This is a genomic window from Acetobacterium sp. (assembly GCF_041752335.1).
In the GTDB taxonomy this organism is placed as follows: Bacteria; Bacillota; Clostridia; order Eubacteriales; family Eubacteriaceae; genus Acetobacterium.
Genome location: NZ_JBGSHG010000031.1, coordinates 12,860 through 29,910, shown reverse-complemented (window position 1 = coordinate 29,910; position 17,051 = coordinate 12,860). Strand labels below are relative to the sequence as shown.

Below are 17,051 nucleotides of genomic sequence, written 5' to 3'. Positions count from 1 at the left end.
GCAAAAGGCTATGGCCTTGTTTCGATGTCTAAACAATCGAAACTGGCAGCCATTGCAGTAAATTTAAAAAGAATAGCGGCCATCATGACCGCTAAATCTTCTTGTTTCTGTGAACTATTTGTCGTATTTAGAATTAATTTCGTTTTCTAAAAATAATTCTCTCAGATTTTGAGAATACATCAAATAAACATGACTTTTTCACTGCTCCCCCTCCGTCCCCTTGTGTCCCGTTACGGTTATCATCACCAGTGGGACACCTGGTTAATAAAGCGCTCCACCAGCCGGGGGTCAAACTGGCTGCCGGCCTGATTCCGTAATTCCTGGATGGCGTCTTCATGGGAACGGGCCGGCTGGTAAACCTGATCATGGGTCATCACGTCATAGGCATCGACAATGGCCAGAATCCGGCTGTTAAGCGGGATTTTTTCACCGCTGAGCCCCGAGGGATAGCCGCTGCCATCCCATTTTTCGTGATGATGGAGGATTTCCTCGGTGACCACATGGAGTTCCGGCACATTGGTGGCGATCCGATAGCCGATTTCCGAATGAGTTTGCATGATCTGCCATTCCTCCTCGCTGAGGCGGCCGGGCTTGTCGAGAATGTGATCGGGAATCCCCACTTTGCCGATATCATGGAGCATCGCCAGCAGGATCAGGCGGTTTCGGGCTTCGATGTTCAGGGCCAGCAGCTCGGCCAGCTTCATGACGTGATCGGACAAGCGCTGGGTATGGGCCTTGGTTTCGGCTTTTTTTTCATCCAGGGCCGCCAGCAGGGCATTAATGGTGGTGCCCCGCATGCTTTTGCTTTCCAACAACTTGATCTGATACATCATCTCCTCGGCTTTTTTAAGGACCGCCCCGGGCTCATCATCCCGGCTCTTTTTCAGCGCCATCCCAAAGGAGACACTGGCTTCAATGGAGCCATTAATGCAAATGTCCTGGAGCTGTTCCTTGATCCGTTTGACCAGCCGTTCGGCATCCTTCAGATCTGATCCGGGCATCACGATCATGAATTCATCGCCTTGAGCTCCTCCAGGGCATAGCCATAAAAGGCCAGGGCCGCCGGGTTGGCATCGACAATGCGCCCTGACTCCGGTTCGATCAGCAGCATGGTGGCAGTGTGAGTCTGAAACATCTGGTCAAAGCGGGTCGTGGCCAGCTGGTTTTTGGCCATCCAGTCTTTGAGTGCTTTGGTGTTTAGCTCGGTCACCACAATAAAGTCCTGATTATCACTGGCAACCGGGGTCATGCGACACAGGCTCTCCCTGATTTCGCCATTCCAGCAGGCTGTGCCCTTAAAAAGAAAGGTTTCCCCGCTTTCCCGGCAGCTATCGGCGTTTTTTTCGTAGACCTGATAGTAGGCTTCCCCGAGGACGGTTTTCAAACTCTGATTACGAATGGCTCGCTGGCTGAAGCCGGTCATTTTTTCGTGCTCCCAGTTGTTATAACAATAAACCCAGCCGCCCGCAGTTTTAACCAGCAGGGCCATGGCCTCGGAATTATACTCCACCATCATCTCCCGGAAATCCGCTTCGCCCAGCCGTCTCCGCCAGGCTTTTTTGGCTTTCGGGGCCATGGGCAATGCCGGGCTCCCGGTGTTTTTCTTTTTGGCAATGCGTCGCCACAAAAAGTTCTGGTCATTCTGTTTCATGGTTGTTCCTCTTTCTCCAACAGCTTTGGGCTTCTGATGGATTCTGATATGACACGATATACCCCGGTTTGCCGGTTTCTATCGTTTCAGGCCGGCAACCGCTGATCAACCGCTAAAAATGATCGTCTCCCACTTCCTTCCCAGCGTTTTGAATAATGCTTGATTGGCAAACTCACGCATACTCTTGCCGGTTGCTTTGGTAATAATGGCCGAAAGCAAATGCGTACCGGCTGTATAATACTGAAATTAACCAAGCTGCCATTTCTGATATGTTAATGTCAGGCGCGTACCCTTTTTAGGCACGTACCCTTTATCCAATCCAGCTTCCATGCTCTGCGGCATCATAAATGCCTTTTTTATGTCGCAATTTGTCGGCATACATCATTTCATCGGATTTCTGCATAAACTCGGCCATGGTCGTGGCCGGATTTGTGCTGATGGCATAACCCATTGACAGGCTGATTACCAGGCTGTCATCGTGATTCTGAAGATTGTAGGCCGTGACAGCCTGCCGGACGCAATCCCTGAGATCATCCGCCTGCTGCTCATGACAATCCGTCACCACGGCCAGGAACTCATCGCCGCCAATCCGGATGATGCTGGCGTTTTCGGTAAAGCACCGGGTAAAAAGATTAGCGGCATTCTTAATCAGGATATCCCCCTGTAGATGACCATGGTTATCATTGACTTCTTTCAGACCATCAAGATCAAACATAAACACTGTTACGGGATGGACTTCCGCGGGGGTTAGAACCATCTGTTTGAGAAATGTGCGGTTATATAAACCGGTGAGCTGATCATGATACAATAAAATCCGGATTTCTGCTTCCGCCTTTTCCCGAGCAATAATATCAGCATTCAATTCTTCTGTCACCAGCTCCAGCTCCATGGTTTTTTGGGACAGGGTCTTATTGAATTTTTTCAGCTGCCAAATCCATAATAGGCCAACGGTAGACACCGCAACGAAAATCAGAACGATCCGCCAGATCAGATCATAATCAATCCCCGACTGCACTTCTACGGCAATGTGTTCATTGGAAATCTTCTGAATCTCCTGGGGTGACAGGGTCGCGATCCCCTTGTTTAATATATCCCTGAGCATCGGCTCGTCATCCACCACTCCCATCCGGAACGCATAGGTATAATTGGGCACCTGCCCCGCAATTTTAAGATTAAAAAGCCCCTGATTCTTGATGGTGTAAGCTGCCATGGTCAGTGAACGGATGGTTAAATCGGCCTGCCTAGTCTCCACCATTTCAAAAGCGACCGCCTCAGATTCGACAATCATAATTTTCAGATTAGGATAATCCCTGCGGATCGCTTCTTCGGTGCCGGTTCCTTCCGGCAATACCAGCGTTTCTCCCGAAAGGGATGCCAGATCAGAAATATAAATATGTTCCGCCCGGGTGATCAGAACACTGGGGTCAGAAAAATAGGGTTCCGTAAAAACCAACCACTGATCCCGATAAGGGGTTTGCAACAAAAGTCCCAGCACCTGACACTTCCCCATGCGGGAATTCTTCAGACTTTCTTCCCAGTCCGAGGTGGCAACCAATTCCAGCTCGACGCCGGTCCGGCGAGCGATGAGCGCAACCAGATCAACGGCAATCCCTTCGGCCGCACCCTGCTCATTGATTCGCTCATAGGGCTCCCAGTCGGGATCGATACAAATTTTCACCGGTCCCAGGGCATCCAGGTAAGCCTGTTCCTCCGCGGTCAATTCGACCTTCATGTCATTAACCTCAGTTTTCTGGCTGGGATTGGCGGTTTCCCGGCGGGCCGTTGGACTTGTTCTAATTTCTCCATTCGATGCGAATAAAAGCGTAATATCCATGGCCAATACCATTAAAATACCAAGGATGATGCTTCCTGAAATCAGCCTGTGATGTTTCTTTTTCCCCGGATTACTCTTGATTTTGGCAGTGTTTTGTTCCATGCCTTACGCCTTCCTGAAGGTCTGAGAAGTCTTTGATTTAATCCAGCCGACTACTCACTTCATTTCGATTTTTTTAATTACACATCATTATATAACAGAAGCTGGCAATTGAATACCATTTTCAACCAGTTCCACGCGGGCATAATAAGTTAAGTGTGCCGGCACCCTCAGTGTGGCATCGACAGTTAAGTTTTTACTGAAATCGCAATCAATTTGAAAGACTTTACCGAAATGAGGGGGCATAAGTTGATAAGCTAATGTCAGGTACTTGCACATTTCACAAAATTTCCGCTGATCTACAATGCGGAAGTCGATTATTTATCCGGCCTAGTGAAGAAATGATTGAATAAACCGGATAAAAAGGTTTATCATGGTCTGTCGCGGGTAATATGACTATGAAATGAGTATCGTGAAGATTTTTGATTAATCTCAGGGAAAAATGTTTTAAAATCGCAAGGGAGGTTATGTAATGAAAGGTTTTTTGAAAGCAGTCTGCCTGTTCGTTTCCGTCATGCTATTGGTTGTAATTCCAAGCAGTGTATTGGCAGGAAATAGTCAAGCGAGTGGAGAAGGTGAGTTAAGCAACAATGAAGCGATCAGTAGCGATGAGGTTTTGGGTGCTGAAGTAGCGGTTAATTCAGAGCCGTTTCTATTTGGTGATTATGTGTTACAGTATATTACAGGCGGCGTTCTCATAACCAATTACCTGGGGCACGGCGGCGATATTAATGTCGGCGATAGTTGGCCCGGGATGGGGGTTGTAAATATCGGTCATCATGCTTTTCAGTATTATACCGCGCTAACTGGTGTCAAACTAAGCAGGACGGTGACGGTCGAAGAGGAAGCTTTTATCGGCTGTAATAATTTAGACTCCGTGACAATGAGTGATGAGATGCGAACGATTGAGGAAAGAGCCTTTAGTGGTTGTTCATCATTGAAAAGCATCCGCATTCCAGCGAAGGTAACGACGATGGGTGAGGATATATTTTTGGGCTGTAGTGACTTGACGATTTATGGAGAGCGTGGTTCTACCGCTGAAACCTATGCAAACACCTATGGCATCACGTTTATCCCAGATTATGTTGCACAAACAGTTTCGTGTGAGTATCGCACCCATGTGCAAAACTACGGCTGGCAGACAGTCGTAGCTGATGGGGCGACGAGTGGCACCAGTGGTCAAGGACTCCGTCTCGAAGCCATTCAAATTGCATTAAAAAATGAAGGCTTAGACCTGGGGGTCGCCTACCGCACCCATGTGCAAAACTATGGCTGGCAAGAATGGGTATATGATATGGATCCCAGTGGCAGCAGTGGTCAAGGGCTTCGCCTGGAAGCAATCGATATTTATTTAACCGGCAGTGATGCCGTTAACTATGATATTTATTATCGGGTTCATGCTCAAAACTTTGGCTGGTTGGATTGGGCGAAAAATGCTCGTTCGGCAGGCACCTCTGGTTATGGTTATCGTCTGGAAGCAATCCAGATAAAAATTGTTCCTAAAGGTTCGGCAGCACCAGGCCCCACCGCTATCCCCTATCTTTATCCGGACCTAGCCCGTGGCTAAGATGCAAAAGTGAACATGAGAGCGTTTTTCGCGCCCGGTCGACTTTGCGGAGTTCACCGGGCTTATCGAAAATGCGTCGTTGTCATAGCCCCGCTTTTCCCAGAACCCCTGGTAATCTTCATCCTGTTCGGTACTGCTCAGACGGATTGACTGCGCCCGGGACGGCCGATCCCGGTCATTTTTATCAATTAATGTCAGGCTCGCCCTCGACTCGATTCCGGCCCAGTTTTTTTGCTTTATATAAAGCATCATCCGCCCGCTTCATGACTGAATTAATCGCTTCTTCAGGGATATATTCAGCAACGCCAAAGCTTGCGGTCTTCCAAACAATGATCGGAAATTTGTGTTCTTCAATCTCTCTCCTTAACTTACTCGCAAGCGTTTTTGCTCCTTCAATATTTGTTTCGGGACAGATGATCAAAAATTCCTCCCCACCCCATCGCCCAAGAAAGTCAGTTGCACGAATATTTTTTTTCAAAATATTCACAAATTCTTCTAGAATGATATCTCCGACTTTATGACCATAGGTATCATTTACCTCCTTGAATCGATCAATATCAAGCATGATAATTGAGAGTGAATGATGATACCGATTTGATTTTTGAATTTCTAATCCGAGTATCTCTTCCGTTTTTTGACGATTATAGATCTGGGTAAGTTTATCGATACTGGAAAGGATTACTAGTTCATTTTCCCTGATTTCGATCGCATCTGACATTTCACCGATACTTTCAAGGATTTTTGTAAATTCAATTATTTTGTTCGGGGGATACGTTATTTTATAATTTCCTTTACTGAATTAGTGGGGTTGCCGAACAGGCTTTAATTTGAAATGGGCAGTTAAAAACCCCCAAAATCATAATGATGGTGGCTCACCAGTGGGACACCTGGTTAATAAAGCCCGCCACCAGCGGGATCGTGCCGTTTTTCAGACAGTGGGGAAACAGAAAGGATAAATTGATGTCAGGCACCGTCATAAATTAAGCGTCAATCGCAAGGTTTGCCGCATTTTGCACAAAAATGCTCGTCTGGCGCTAATTTGGCGCCGCAGTGTTTGCAAAACAAGGGCGCTTTTGGTGGGGCGGACCGTGTTACCGGCGTCCCGCAATTCACACAGAACTTCACCCCAGTCGCCAGCTGATGACCGCATTGGGAACAGTTTGAGGCTTTCGATACGGCCCCCGCAGGACCTTCTTTTGGCCCGGCTTTCAAAGCGGAGCGATTCGCAGGCTCATCTTTCTGGATCAGCAGCGAAACCATCAGTTCGCATGCTTCATCAATCGTCAACGATCGGACTGCCGCATCCTTGTCAACGAACTGAACGGCCCAAAGGGTCTGTTCCGTTCGTATAAACATCACCTGTGAACGGGCAAGCGCCGCATCCTGGACATAAAGGGAGGTGATATCGGCGATCACCTTGCGATACATCAGGTCATCGATAAACAACGAGCCTTCTTCCGTTAAGACCACCCCCTCCACCTCGATCAGCCCGACTTCGGCCAATTCAGCCAATGCTGATGTCACGTCAAGCTTTTGTGCTGCCTCGGATCGAAACAATGCAAACGGCAAAAGCCACCGCAGGTCGGTGCTTTCATAGGCCTCTGCAACGGCCCGTGCCAGGGACTTTGCCGTCAGATTTGCCGCTGATACGGTATGATTCAGCAGATCTTCAAGATAGCTCATCTTATACGCATCGGCAGCCGCCAACAGCAGCAAAAAAGCCTGCTGCGAAAGATTAAGCGCGACGGCCCGTTTCAGGGGTTCGCCGCCCTGGGCCAGGTAGGCCATCACCATGGTGGCAACGTCTCCCTCGCTGGCCGACAGTAACTGATTGCCGTCGTCGGCCTGGCCTAACAGGACGCCGGTTTCGCCCCGCAGACTGAGCTGCAACCGCATCAGTCCGTCATTTGCCAGCAGCACCGCCATATCGGTGGTGTTCAGCGGCTGCAGGAGCGCATTCAAAACCTCCTGCTGGGCCGCATCCAACAGAGGTGGGGAAACGCTTTCCGCCTTGTCAAACTCTGGCAATTGGCAAAGTAAATTCGGTTTGATGTGACTGTTTTTGGCTAACGCCTTAATCTGCGCATCCGTTAACGTGATCGTCTCTACATTCATCGCTTATTCTCCCGCTCACTTAAATTTTTGTTTGATCGCCCGTCGGACTTTTCCGTCGATATCCAACGTCGCTCTATCGGTGGTATTGATACCAATCTTTACAAATCGTTTGCCTTGATTGTAAAGAATTTTCCCAACAACACCACACTTTTCAATTGCATCGAACTTAGGGGATGCCCCCCAAATAAAGTCATCTGCCTTCTTACTAACATAATAATCCTTAACTGCCCCCCAGGAGGCCGTATAGAAGGCACCCCATTCACTGTTGCCGTCATCTTCGACGTAATCGCGCATCCGCAGAAAACCTTTGTGGCTTTGAAAAAACAGCTCCGATCCCCCCAGCGTAGTGTAAGCAAAGACTGTCCGAAATAGTACGGCGGAAGCGGTCTGGTTACGGGAGATTTCTTCCAATTCGTTGTTAAAGGCCGCGACGTAAAGCATCGAATCAGACGGTACTCGCGGCAGTTCGGCGTGGGTAATGATCGACCCCGTTGCGGTTTTGATAAAAGCCCCGCGCACCCGTTCAATCGCCTCGGGCGAAACCGGTTCGGTCCCCTCGATCAGTTTACCAACCAGTTTTTGAGCATTTTTGCGAATATTAAAGGTCAGCTCACTCTGTGGCTGGGCGCCGGCCCGTTGCGAGACCCGGAGCAATTCATCAATCAGACGGTCCTTTGCTTGTTGCTGGGCCTGTTCGGCAGCTAATTTTTTGTCAAAGGTATTGTCGCCGGTCTGCAGTTTCTGATTCTGTTGATCGACCCATTCCCTGGCCGCTTGCCGCTGCCTTAGTGATTCGGGCAGCCGCTCGGGATTCAGAACCCCGCCGCGTTCCGGGTCGACCCATTCGCCGCTGACCGGATCCTGGACATAACGGGTTTGCGCACCAGTCGCCGGATCGGTGATGATCACATCATTGGTTTCCGGACTGGGCGAGGTTTGCGGTTTTTTAATTCGCATTGCTCTGCCGATGACTAAGCCAATGATCACCAGCACCCCGACGACGACGGCGATTACGACCCCGAACGGAAAGCCATCACTATCGCTGCCATAATCATCGCTGGCCCAGTCATTGGCCGGATCGGGGGTCTGAGTCGTCCCCGACTCGACGGGCGGTCCGGCCCCGGCATCCTCCTCAACCAAAAGTGTTACCGAAACCGCCACCGTTTCTTCGGCCACAATCGACGTTGTCCAGCGGCTTTTAAAATTGCCCGTAATCACGGCCGTTTTCGTACCAACCGGGACCGCAGCGCTCATTTGATAAGAAAGCGGCGAACTTTTTACATTACCAGAACTGTATGTTTGCTCCGCTCCGATAATCTTATCATTGCCATCGAGAAAGGTGAGCTTCATATTCAAACTATTAAACACCAGGTTTTCGGCCGGTATCGGATGTTGTGAGCCGGTAAGCGAAAGTGAAACTGTTTCTCCTTCTTTTATCGTACCACTCGGCGCATAAATTGCGTACATGGGAATCAGCGTCCACTCGGCACTTGTAAGGGTTCCCCCAGCAAGACTGAAATCCAGGTGGGTATTATAGGTTGATTCAAAGCTTCCACTCGATGCGACCACTGCCGGATCAGCGTACTTATCAAGCATCTCCGCCGACACCGTTATCGGCAGACCGAACAAAACTAAAAGCATCGTCGCCACAGCGACAAACATATTTTTTCTCATGAGGACACCGCCCCTTTCCAGGCTTGAATACAGCCTTGCACTGATCAGTAGCACATCGATAGATGACGCCGGGTCTTCTCAAAGGCCCTCAGTTCATCGGTCCGATTGCCGCTGCCTTGGATCACTTGACGAATGAGCAGGCTTTTCAATTCACGGTGGCGTCGTTGTCATAGCCCCGCTTTTCCCAGAAACCCTGGTAATCTTCATCACTGGACAGTTCGATTTCACTGACCCACCGGGCCCACTTATAGCCCAGTTTGTCTTCAGCCACAACGATAAACGGAAAACCCATTGACGCTGGCAATACCACGCCATTGGCTGAATAGGCCAATAACATATCTTTTTCTTTGATGGTGGTCAGCGGCATCGCCGTGGTATAGCCATCGACACCGTGAAAGATGACAGTGGTGGCCCCGTCTTTAACCCCGGCATCGGCCAGCAGCTCGGTGATCGGCACCCCTTCCCAGAGCACCGTGGCCTGCCAGCCTTCGACACAATACAGGGTGATCAGGCGCTGTGCCTTATCTTTTTCCAGAACCTGTTCATAGCTGTAATTTACGGGCTTCTCAACCAGGCCCGTCAGCTGGAGCTGATAGCTGTCAAGATCAACCGTTTGAATCCCGGAGATTGAATTATCCCTAGGGCCGATGGCCGGGTCCAGCCGGACCCCCTGATAGTCGCGGATTTCCTGTTCCTGATAGCGGCTGGCCGTTGCCTGGGATACTCCATCAGGCGCGCCCTTATTATTGTCTGAAAACAAGTTCATCGTACTAACCAGGTAAACCGTTATCCCAATTACGATAACCGCCACTACCAAAATAATTGTTCGTCGCATGGTCTGCTCTCCTTTAACACATTTACTTATATTGTATCCAATCTACGTCGTTGTAAACACAGTAATATGAACCGTCGCATCGTTTTGTTGGCAGTCACTCCATTTCAGCGATCGATTCCTTAAATTAATGTCAGGCACCGACACATAAAATAAAGCAGAATCCTTACTCATCTGTTTTTGTCACGCAAGTGGTAAGCAGTAACGATTTCTTTTATTTCTATGGCGATATTTTTTGCTTTTTGATCCTTAATGCCAATTTTCCTGGCCACTTCCAGAATATCTCTGAGCCCCGGATTCTTTCCGTTGCCATTAATACAGGTGGCATGCTCGCCGCCAAAAGAAACACTATCCGTTAAATCATAAGCGGGTGAAAGCAGCCACCGCTGCTTTATTTCATCATAAAGAAAAGTGAAGTTCTTTGAATGGTCATCCCGATTATGGGCAAAAACATTAAAACACATCAGCCGGTACATCTTTTCAACCTCAGAAAAATCTTTTGTTAATTCCAGGGTCAGCTTCATCAGAATGTTATAATCCAAATTGGGGATACGATGGGAAGTCTCCAGCATCCCACTTACCGAAAGCATATGAATCCGTTTTTCATTACCCTGTTCGTCCTGTTTTCGGTCAAATCTTCGGGTACCAAAATAGCCCGGACCGGTATTTGATGAAAAGAGTTTTGTTTCTTCCATCGCAATACCACATTCCCGGGCACATAAAGAATACCGATATTCATGCTCACCGATGTTTTTAATATCTTCTGATGATGGAAATTTAATAATCCAATCGGTCTCATCAATTGTTGTCAGGATCATCGGTCTGGCCCCGCCTGAAGACCCCCCAAGTCTGAACAAGTCATCCAGATTATCTGAATAATCCGTCCGGAGCATTTTGGCACACTCAGCCGCAATTTCATCAAGATCAACGGCCTGATTCGATAAATCAAAATGATGAACCGGTTCATAGGTCAACGCACCCATGCCAGATGAACCAACAATTGCCAATCGGTTCAGACTGCTGATCTCAAACGGGTTGATGTGATTTTTTAATAACAGCCGATCGACCAGCAATCGCCCCCATCCATCTGGAAGACTATCAGCAAATACGCCGAACAAGCCCTCAAACGGATCAGCCTTGGGTATAAAGACACGCTGCGTCAGTGGCAGTGAGAAGGGGCTGATCGAAAAGCCATCGGCCATCCATTCCTTGCTCGTCAAAAGCTGCCTGTCGCTGTTTATACAGTGCCAGTGTCCCCACCAGCCTACCATGATACCGAACCGACAGCTTTTTAATTTTGTTCATCGATTACCTCCTGGATGGATAAAAATGGTTGCTCCGCAAATAAGTGAGACAGTTCCTCTTCGCAGTTAAGGGCGATGGCAATTTTAGTCAGTGAAATCAAGGAGATGTCCCCGCTGCGCTCAAACCGTTTCACCGAACCCAGGCTGACGCCTGATTTTTCACTGAGTTTTTCCTGCGACAGCTTCTGCCTTTTGCGGATGCTGCGAATTCGCGCAGCGATGATGGCATTAATCTCCTGGGGTGTTTTTTGCGTTAAAAAATTCATATTCATAGTTAATATATTAGCTGATATAAGTGTTTTTGTCAACGTTTGGCTATTATATTAGCTGTCTTTTTTCGCTGTTCCTACCAAGGGTTTAATCATCATCATCCCGGCCTTCAATGTCATACCCGGGTGCGTGGTTGGATGGTTAGGACTTTCCCATGCTATTTTATCTTTTGCGATCGATTTTCTTCAATACCGCTCATCCTTACCTCACTTGTGTTCTTTCTATTAGTGCTCGCGGTTTGACCGCCCTTATCTCCGGCAATGGTGTTTCTTAAGTTTATAAAATGACCTGATCGGTGTTTTTTTTATTGGGGACCAGCCGGGACTGGTAGGTTTTAAAAACCGACTGCCAGTGGGCAATCATTTCCGGGGTTGGCGGGGTGTTGAGCATGGGGAGCCTCCTTTGGGGGGGTTTTTAACTTTCTAAATTTAGTCGGTCATGGTTTTGGTCGCAGTTGTCGACGTGGTGTCGGAATCTTCTTTATAGTGTCAGGCATATCTTATTCCTCCGGCCCCTGAAAGCGGGGAAACTTGTGAGGATCGGCAACGACGCCGTTGATGGTGATGGCGCCGGTGGGACAAAAATTATAACATCGCTTGCAGGCGGTGCAGACAGCGGCAAAGACAAACTTATCGCCATACAGCCGGATACTCCCGGTGGGACAATTTTTGACGCAGACCATGCAACCGGTGCAAGCAGTGTAGTCAACGCCCAGGGTCTGATAAAAATCGTTAATCGTTACCGTCACTTTTTTGCGGATCATGGCGCCGATTTTCAACTGGGGACCGTAGCCATTGATCCGTTTGTGGCCGGCAATCAGGCAATCCGCCAGGCCGTTCAGTTCATCGCGGCCCCGCCCCATTCGTTTAGCCAATTTTGCCCGGTCCAGCGGTTTGCTGCTGGTGACATTATGGCAGAGCTGAATATTGACATAGGCGCTCAACTCCAGGTTGGAACCAGCCAGAAGCTTTTGCGTCTCAACGGGTCCAAAGGCATTAACATAGCCATAGGTATTGATCACATAGGTGCTTTTGGGCCGTGTCAATGCCTTTATCAGCCCCACCACGCGGCTGATAAAGGTCCGCATAATCGGCGGAATATCGCCGCCATAAATGGGGTTGGCAAAGCCGACACTATCGGCATCATTGACGATCAGCCGGATCTGCTCATCGCTGAGCTGCGCCCCGATATCAATGGCATACAGCCCCGCCTGATGGCCCTTTTCCTGAATAATCTTAGTGAATTCCGAAGCGGCCCAGCGGGTGTTACCAGTGCCACTGAAATAAAATGTTGAATAATTCATCGCATCTCCTAACGCGGTGCGGTAATGCCATAGCCGCAGCGGTTCCGAATTTAATGGTCCGGTTTCTTCAGAGGTTGTTCAATTTGTACGGATCACGGTTTTAAATAATTGCCCCAGATTCTCGAAAAAACGGCGTTGGTATTATCATACCCTCGTTTTGCCAATTCCACCAAACTTTCTCGAAATGCTTGTGAAGCAGCCGATTAATGTTTCTAACCCCATCATCCCGATTCTTCCTGAATCAGCCATTTCAGCTCCCTGATGATGCAGCCCCGGGGGTCTTCGAAATGGTTGCCGGGATTTTGCTCAAGGAGGGTCTGCGATCCCCGACTTCGTAGCCATTATCGCCATTCGTGCTATTTTGAACCCACCTTGAAGAATTTTTTTCGATATTCTTGATCATCTAATTATTCTTTTGCCATGTTGATCTGTTTTTGAATTTCCAGAATAAGTTAGTTTCAGGCACAGGCCTCTTTATTAATTCTAATCATGGAATCATCGTTTCAATGGGTTTTAGCAAATCCGTCCGGGAATAGGGGATCGTGATGGTGGGCCGGCCAGATGCGTAACAGGCAACCTCATACTGGTTGAAATAGACGCACACCCCGGCATCGGTTAAATAATATTTGGCCGATGGTCCCAACTTTTCGTACACATCATTCAGATCCACATCATCCCGATTGAGTTTGGCAAATTCATTAGTCAGTTTGGACTTCAGCTGGGACTGATCAATGCTTAAGAGATCCCCCAGCAGCAATTCCTCACCGGTTTCGGTATTAAAGGTATGGGCGGTGAGTTCGTGATAGCCATGGGTCGAGCCCACATAAACGGAATACACAACCTGTTGCAGCGACAACAGGTTGTTTTTGTTGTAAACCACCTGACAGGTTACCTCCATTTGACTGCGTTCATCATATTTGATGTATGAATTTTTCCGGGTAGCCGAATCATTATTCCAATACTTAAGAGCTTGTGTCGTAAAGGACGGGATTTTAGCCTGCCAGTCATTTTGCAGCCCATCATACAGTTGGTTAATGCTGGTCAGGGCCGGGCTAGTTTCGGAAAAAACCGGGCGCTGGTAATAAAAATCGACCGTTTTATAATTGTAGGCCGGGTCATAAATGGCGTCCTGATAGGTCACTTCAAGCGGCACATTGATTTTCTCATTAAAGGCTCTGAGTGTGGAACCCGGTGCCGCGGACCCCTTGGGCAGGATCATGATGCGGATGCCCTCCAAACGATAGCCGAAACCGGCCGTCCCTGAGCTTTCGCCATTTTGAGCCCAGCCCATCCAGCCGATATTTTGGGCATGAACCTGATACCAGATGTCATAATTGGCCGCCTGGGCCCCGGTCAGCTTCATTTGAATCGCTTCCAGACGATAGGACAAGCCCTCGGTGCCGGAAATCTGACCATCGCTTTTCCAGCCCCGATCGGTGTCCGCTTCCCAGCCGATGTTTTCGATATGGGTCTGGTAGGTCACCCCCAGATTTTCGAGATCGGTTTTAATCTGGATGCCTTCCAGCCGATAGGACAGGCCTTCGGTGCCGCTCATGGCGCCATCGGCCCGCCACGCCTGCCAGCCCTGGTTCTGGACATGGGTTTGATAAAGACAGGTTTGCGCCGCCGATACACTGGGGTCCGCCATGTTTTGCTCTGCGGCCAGCGGGGCCGGGTCTTCCGCGCCAGCCGTTGATGGGACCGCGGGGTTTTCTGGGGTCTCGGCCAGTACCCCCAGGGGGATGGCGGTAAAAACCAATAATACGGCCAATAACAACAGCATACCAGGTAACATTTTTCGTTTCATGTGGTTTCTCCTTTTCAAATTAAACGTTATCATTGGGAACAAACATCGGGGGGTTAATGGTGTTGGTGGGGCGCGCTTTGTCCAGATTTAGTTGTTTTTCGAAAAAAGCTTTTTTCATGATCGCAAATTCCGCTTCGGTGCAACATTTCTGGCAATCTGGCAGATGGCTTTGGGTCTTCTCAAAGGTCGCCAGTATTTTGCTGCAGGGATAATCGCCACAGGCCGCGCAGGTTTTTATATTTCGGCTGGCCGTACAGCTAACAATTTCATGTCGGCACCACGTCTCCGGGATGCACCCGTCACAGCTGATCTCATCATTGGACACCACCTGATCCCGATAACCGATTTTGTGCCACAGCTTTGCCGTTGCCGTTAATTCCACTGCCGTTTTAGGCAGCATCCGGGGACAGATGCTGCAGTCATTTCCACAAGCCGCAATCTTTTGTTTCATGGTTCACCTCCTATTATTATCGCCGTTTTTCTAAATTACTTTCAACGACTGCTCACACACTGCCATTTTTATTTATCTCCCTATTTGTTTTGCCAGATTTCTAATCCGGGCTTTCAGTCGCATCGCTTTTCCGCTCATAACAGCACCTCCAGATAATGCTTTGCTATTATCTGGGCTTCATTTTTTCCTGGTAATTCATTTTATTACCTGCCTTACAACGACTTATATTGTATCCGATCTACGTCGCTGTGAATGAATCGTCGGGTAATCTTGTCTGCCGAACTGGACACCAGTATCAACCAAGTGTTGGGGCGCAGTGCAACCCAAAATCTTATTTGTACATTTGCACATCTTTGTGTTAAAACATGATGTGTCTCCGCTCTGTGCCGGATACAATGCTTTTTTAGGGGGTAAATTTTGTTTGCTATCTTACAATGGCCGCATTTATCAATTCGATGAGATACTCGGGAAAAAAATCATCGGTCTCCTGATCCAGTTCAATCCGGCTGGTACCAACACTGTTTAAGCCGTACTGGCCGTCGCTCAGGTCAATTGCATTGCTAAATTGCTGATGCTCGGCATAAGGCACCAGGGTCTTCTTAGCTAATCCTTTGACTACCTTCTGGATTAACCGCTGGTAAGCGATGGCCTGATTGTCCTCCGGTTTTGAGCTGATTTCAAATTCATATCCGCCATCTATTTCAAACGCCCGCCAGAACTAACTCTTTTTTGCCTTGATCAGCGCTTCCACTTTTTGTTGCAGCGCCGGGTTTGACAGCCAGATGGTGGTATCAAAGACGTCCGGAAAAGCAAAACTTCTGGCGGTCATGGGAAACTTGATGATAATCTCATGGCGGCTGACGCTTTTGACGGTTCCCGAACCGAAGCTTTGGTGGGTGATTTTTTCACCGACAAGCTGGGCCGGTGACCAGGACTGCTTTTGACCAACCTTGGATGCCGCAGCCTGAGCGCCTTCAAGCGGATTTAATACGGCCAGAATGCCGGGGCCGTACTTTTCGGCTTTAACCGGCCCAAAACCGGAGATCTGCTGCAACTCCGCAACGGTCCGGGGTTTCCGGGTGATCAAATCGGCCAATTGCCGATCATTAAAAACCACATAGGCCTGGACCTTTTCGGCACGGCTGGTTTTTAGACGATAGGCTTTGAGTTTGGCCACCAGATCGTCATTTTGCGATGATGTCACAGTGTAAGGTGTGGCAGCGGTCTCCCGAACGGCCGGTTTTTCGATTTCCGGCATCGGGGCGCCGCTCGGCTTGGGCGGAGCCGGGGCGGCTGCCGTGACGCCTGACAGGATGGTTTCATATTTTTTAGTGTAGTCGCTGGCTAGCGGCTGATGCAAAGCTAAAATTTTTTCTGCCCAGGCTTGCATCGCTTTTTCACTGGATGCCAATTCTTTTGATTTTTTATTCTGTTCTTTGATATGGGCAATCAGCTGATCGGCCCGGATCACCCGATCTTTGACGTCTTTTTTGGCGTATTTGGCATTTAATACTGTTTTAGGATTAGCCAGCACGACTATCGATTGATGAAAATTGTCAAAGCCACTCTGAAAACCAAGACGCTTGATCGGATTGGTAGCCTGGGCCAGCCGGAGCTGCCGATAAACTTCCAGATGCCGCTGGTTCTGGGTAATTGGTGAATAGATTCCTTCTTTAACCGTGCGGCCATTCCAGGCATAGCTCCTGACAAAATTGCCCTGGTTATCAATCTCGATGTTGCCATAAAGGTTCTTGCATTCGATAAAAAAGACCAGTTTCCGAGTGACCACGACATAGTCAATCTGAGCCGTCAGATCTTCATGCTGAAGGTGCAGGTCATGAATAATAACCACATCGTTATGGTATTCGATAAACCGGCTATCCGGCAAAAACTTATGGGGTATTTCAATCTTCTTTGCTTCAAAACTGACAAGCCATTTTTTCGTTAGTTCATCAACATCATCATATTTAAGTTTATTTGATACCATGATTTCAAATTTTTGATTAATGGAAATAAGACCCTGATCAAAGGCTTTATCATGGAGGGCATTTAAGCACAAACCGTTGGTAGGATTGGTGCGTTCCGTCTTAACATCGCTATGTTTCCATGGTTTGATATGACTGGCAACGAGCATTAGCTTGACT

15 protein-coding genes are annotated in these 17,051 nt (G+C 48.5%); 1 reads left to right on the top strand and 14 read right to left on the bottom strand.

Features of this window, described 5'->3' with window-relative positions; genetic code table 11:
• Positions 1-242: 242 nt before the first annotated feature.
• The 3 genes from ACEW8F_RS04610 to ACEW8F_RS04600 form a co-directional block, all read right to left on the bottom strand.
• A complete protein-coding gene (locus ACEW8F_RS04610) occupies positions 243-1,010 on the bottom strand; it encodes an HD domain-containing phosphohydrolase (RefSeq protein WP_373482301.1) in 768 nt (255 codons plus the stop codon).
• The gene (locus ACEW8F_RS04605; protein ID WP_373482300.1) at positions 1,007-1,651 is read right to left on the bottom strand and encodes a PAS domain S-box protein; all 645 of its coding nucleotides are present in this window, start codon (positions 1,649-1,651) and stop codon (positions 1,007-1,009) included. Before ACEW8F_RS04605 ends, ACEW8F_RS04610 begins: the two co-directional genes overlap by 4 nt.
• Before the next feature lie 310 nt (positions 1,652-1,961).
• Positions 1,962-3,587: a diguanylate cyclase domain-containing protein gene (locus ACEW8F_RS04600; RefSeq protein ID WP_373482299.1), complete on the bottom strand. Its 1,626-nt coding sequence runs from the start codon at positions 3,585-3,587 to the stop codon at positions 1,962-1,964.
• Between the two features lie 469 nt (positions 3,588-4,056).
• On the opposite strand from ACEW8F_RS04600, the gene ACEW8F_RS04595 reads away from it, so the two are divergent.
• Entirely contained in the window at positions 4,057-5,151 is a 1,095-nt protein-coding gene (locus ACEW8F_RS04595) for a leucine-rich repeat protein (protein ID WP_373482298.1), read from the top strand.
• A gap of 184 nt (positions 5,152-5,335) precedes the next feature.
• On the opposite strand, the gene ACEW8F_RS04590 is transcribed toward ACEW8F_RS04595, so the two are convergent.
• From ACEW8F_RS04590 to ACEW8F_RS04540, 11 genes are all read right to left on the bottom strand, one after another.
• A complete protein-coding gene (locus tag ACEW8F_RS04590; RefSeq protein ID WP_373482297.1) occupies positions 5,336-5,869 on the bottom strand; it encodes a GGDEF domain-containing protein in 534 nt (177 codons plus the stop codon).
• Positions 5,870-6,138: 269 nt separating this feature from the next.
• Positions 6,139-7,113 (bottom strand): zinc-ribbon domain-containing protein, encoded by a 975-nt coding sequence (locus ACEW8F_RS04585; protein WP_373482296.1) that lies wholly within the window; start codon positions 7,111-7,113, stop codon positions 6,139-6,141.
• A 168-nt stretch (positions 7,114-7,281) separates the two neighbouring features.
• Positions 7,282-8,940, bottom strand: coding sequence for a hypothetical protein (locus tag ACEW8F_RS04580; protein WP_373482295.1), 1,659 nt, complete (start codon positions 8,938-8,940; stop codon positions 7,282-7,284).
• Positions 8,941-9,085: 145 nt separating this feature from the next.
• Complete coding sequence (locus tag ACEW8F_RS04575; RefSeq protein WP_373482294.1) at positions 9,086-9,775, bottom strand: molybdopterin-dependent oxidoreductase; 690 nt, start codon at positions 9,773-9,775, stop codon at positions 9,086-9,088.
• Between the two features lie 167 nt (positions 9,776-9,942).
• Positions 9,943-10,992, bottom strand: a complete 1,050-nt coding sequence (locus tag ACEW8F_RS04570; RefSeq protein ID WP_373482293.1) for a type II toxin-antitoxin system HipA family toxin — start codon at positions 10,990-10,992, stop codon at positions 9,943-9,945.
• Positions 10,993-11,063: 71 nt separating this feature from the next.
• Positions 11,064-11,342 carry a helix-turn-helix domain-containing protein gene (locus tag ACEW8F_RS04565; RefSeq protein WP_373482292.1) on the bottom strand — a complete coding sequence of 93 codons (279 nt, stop codon included), beginning with the start codon at positions 11,340-11,342 and terminating at the stop codon, positions 11,064-11,066.
• 503 nt (positions 11,343-11,845) lie between these two features.
• Positions 11,846-12,649 carry an EFR1 family ferrodoxin gene (locus tag ACEW8F_RS04560; protein WP_373482291.1) on the bottom strand — a complete coding sequence of 268 codons (804 nt, stop codon included), beginning with the start codon at positions 12,647-12,649 and terminating at the stop codon, positions 11,846-11,848.
• 487 nt (positions 12,650-13,136) lie between these two features.
• Positions 13,137-14,456, bottom strand: coding sequence for a DUF3298 domain-containing protein (locus tag ACEW8F_RS04555; RefSeq protein WP_373482290.1), 1,320 nt, complete (start codon positions 14,454-14,456; stop codon positions 13,137-13,139).
• 19 nt (positions 14,457-14,475) lie between these two features.
• A complete protein-coding gene (locus ACEW8F_RS04550; protein WP_373482289.1) occupies positions 14,476-14,907 on the bottom strand; it encodes a DUF3795 domain-containing protein in 432 nt (143 codons plus the stop codon).
• 424 nt (positions 14,908-15,331) lie between these two features.
• Positions 15,332-15,496, bottom strand: a complete 165-nt coding sequence (locus ACEW8F_RS04545; protein WP_373482288.1) for a hypothetical protein — start codon at positions 15,494-15,496, stop codon at positions 15,332-15,334.
• Positions 15,497-15,625: 129 nt separating this feature from the next.
• Positions 15,626-17,041, bottom strand: a complete 1,416-nt coding sequence (locus ACEW8F_RS04540) for an HRDC domain-containing protein (protein WP_373482287.1) — start codon at positions 17,039-17,041, stop codon at positions 15,626-15,628.
• Positions 17,042-17,051: the final 10 nt, after the last annotated feature.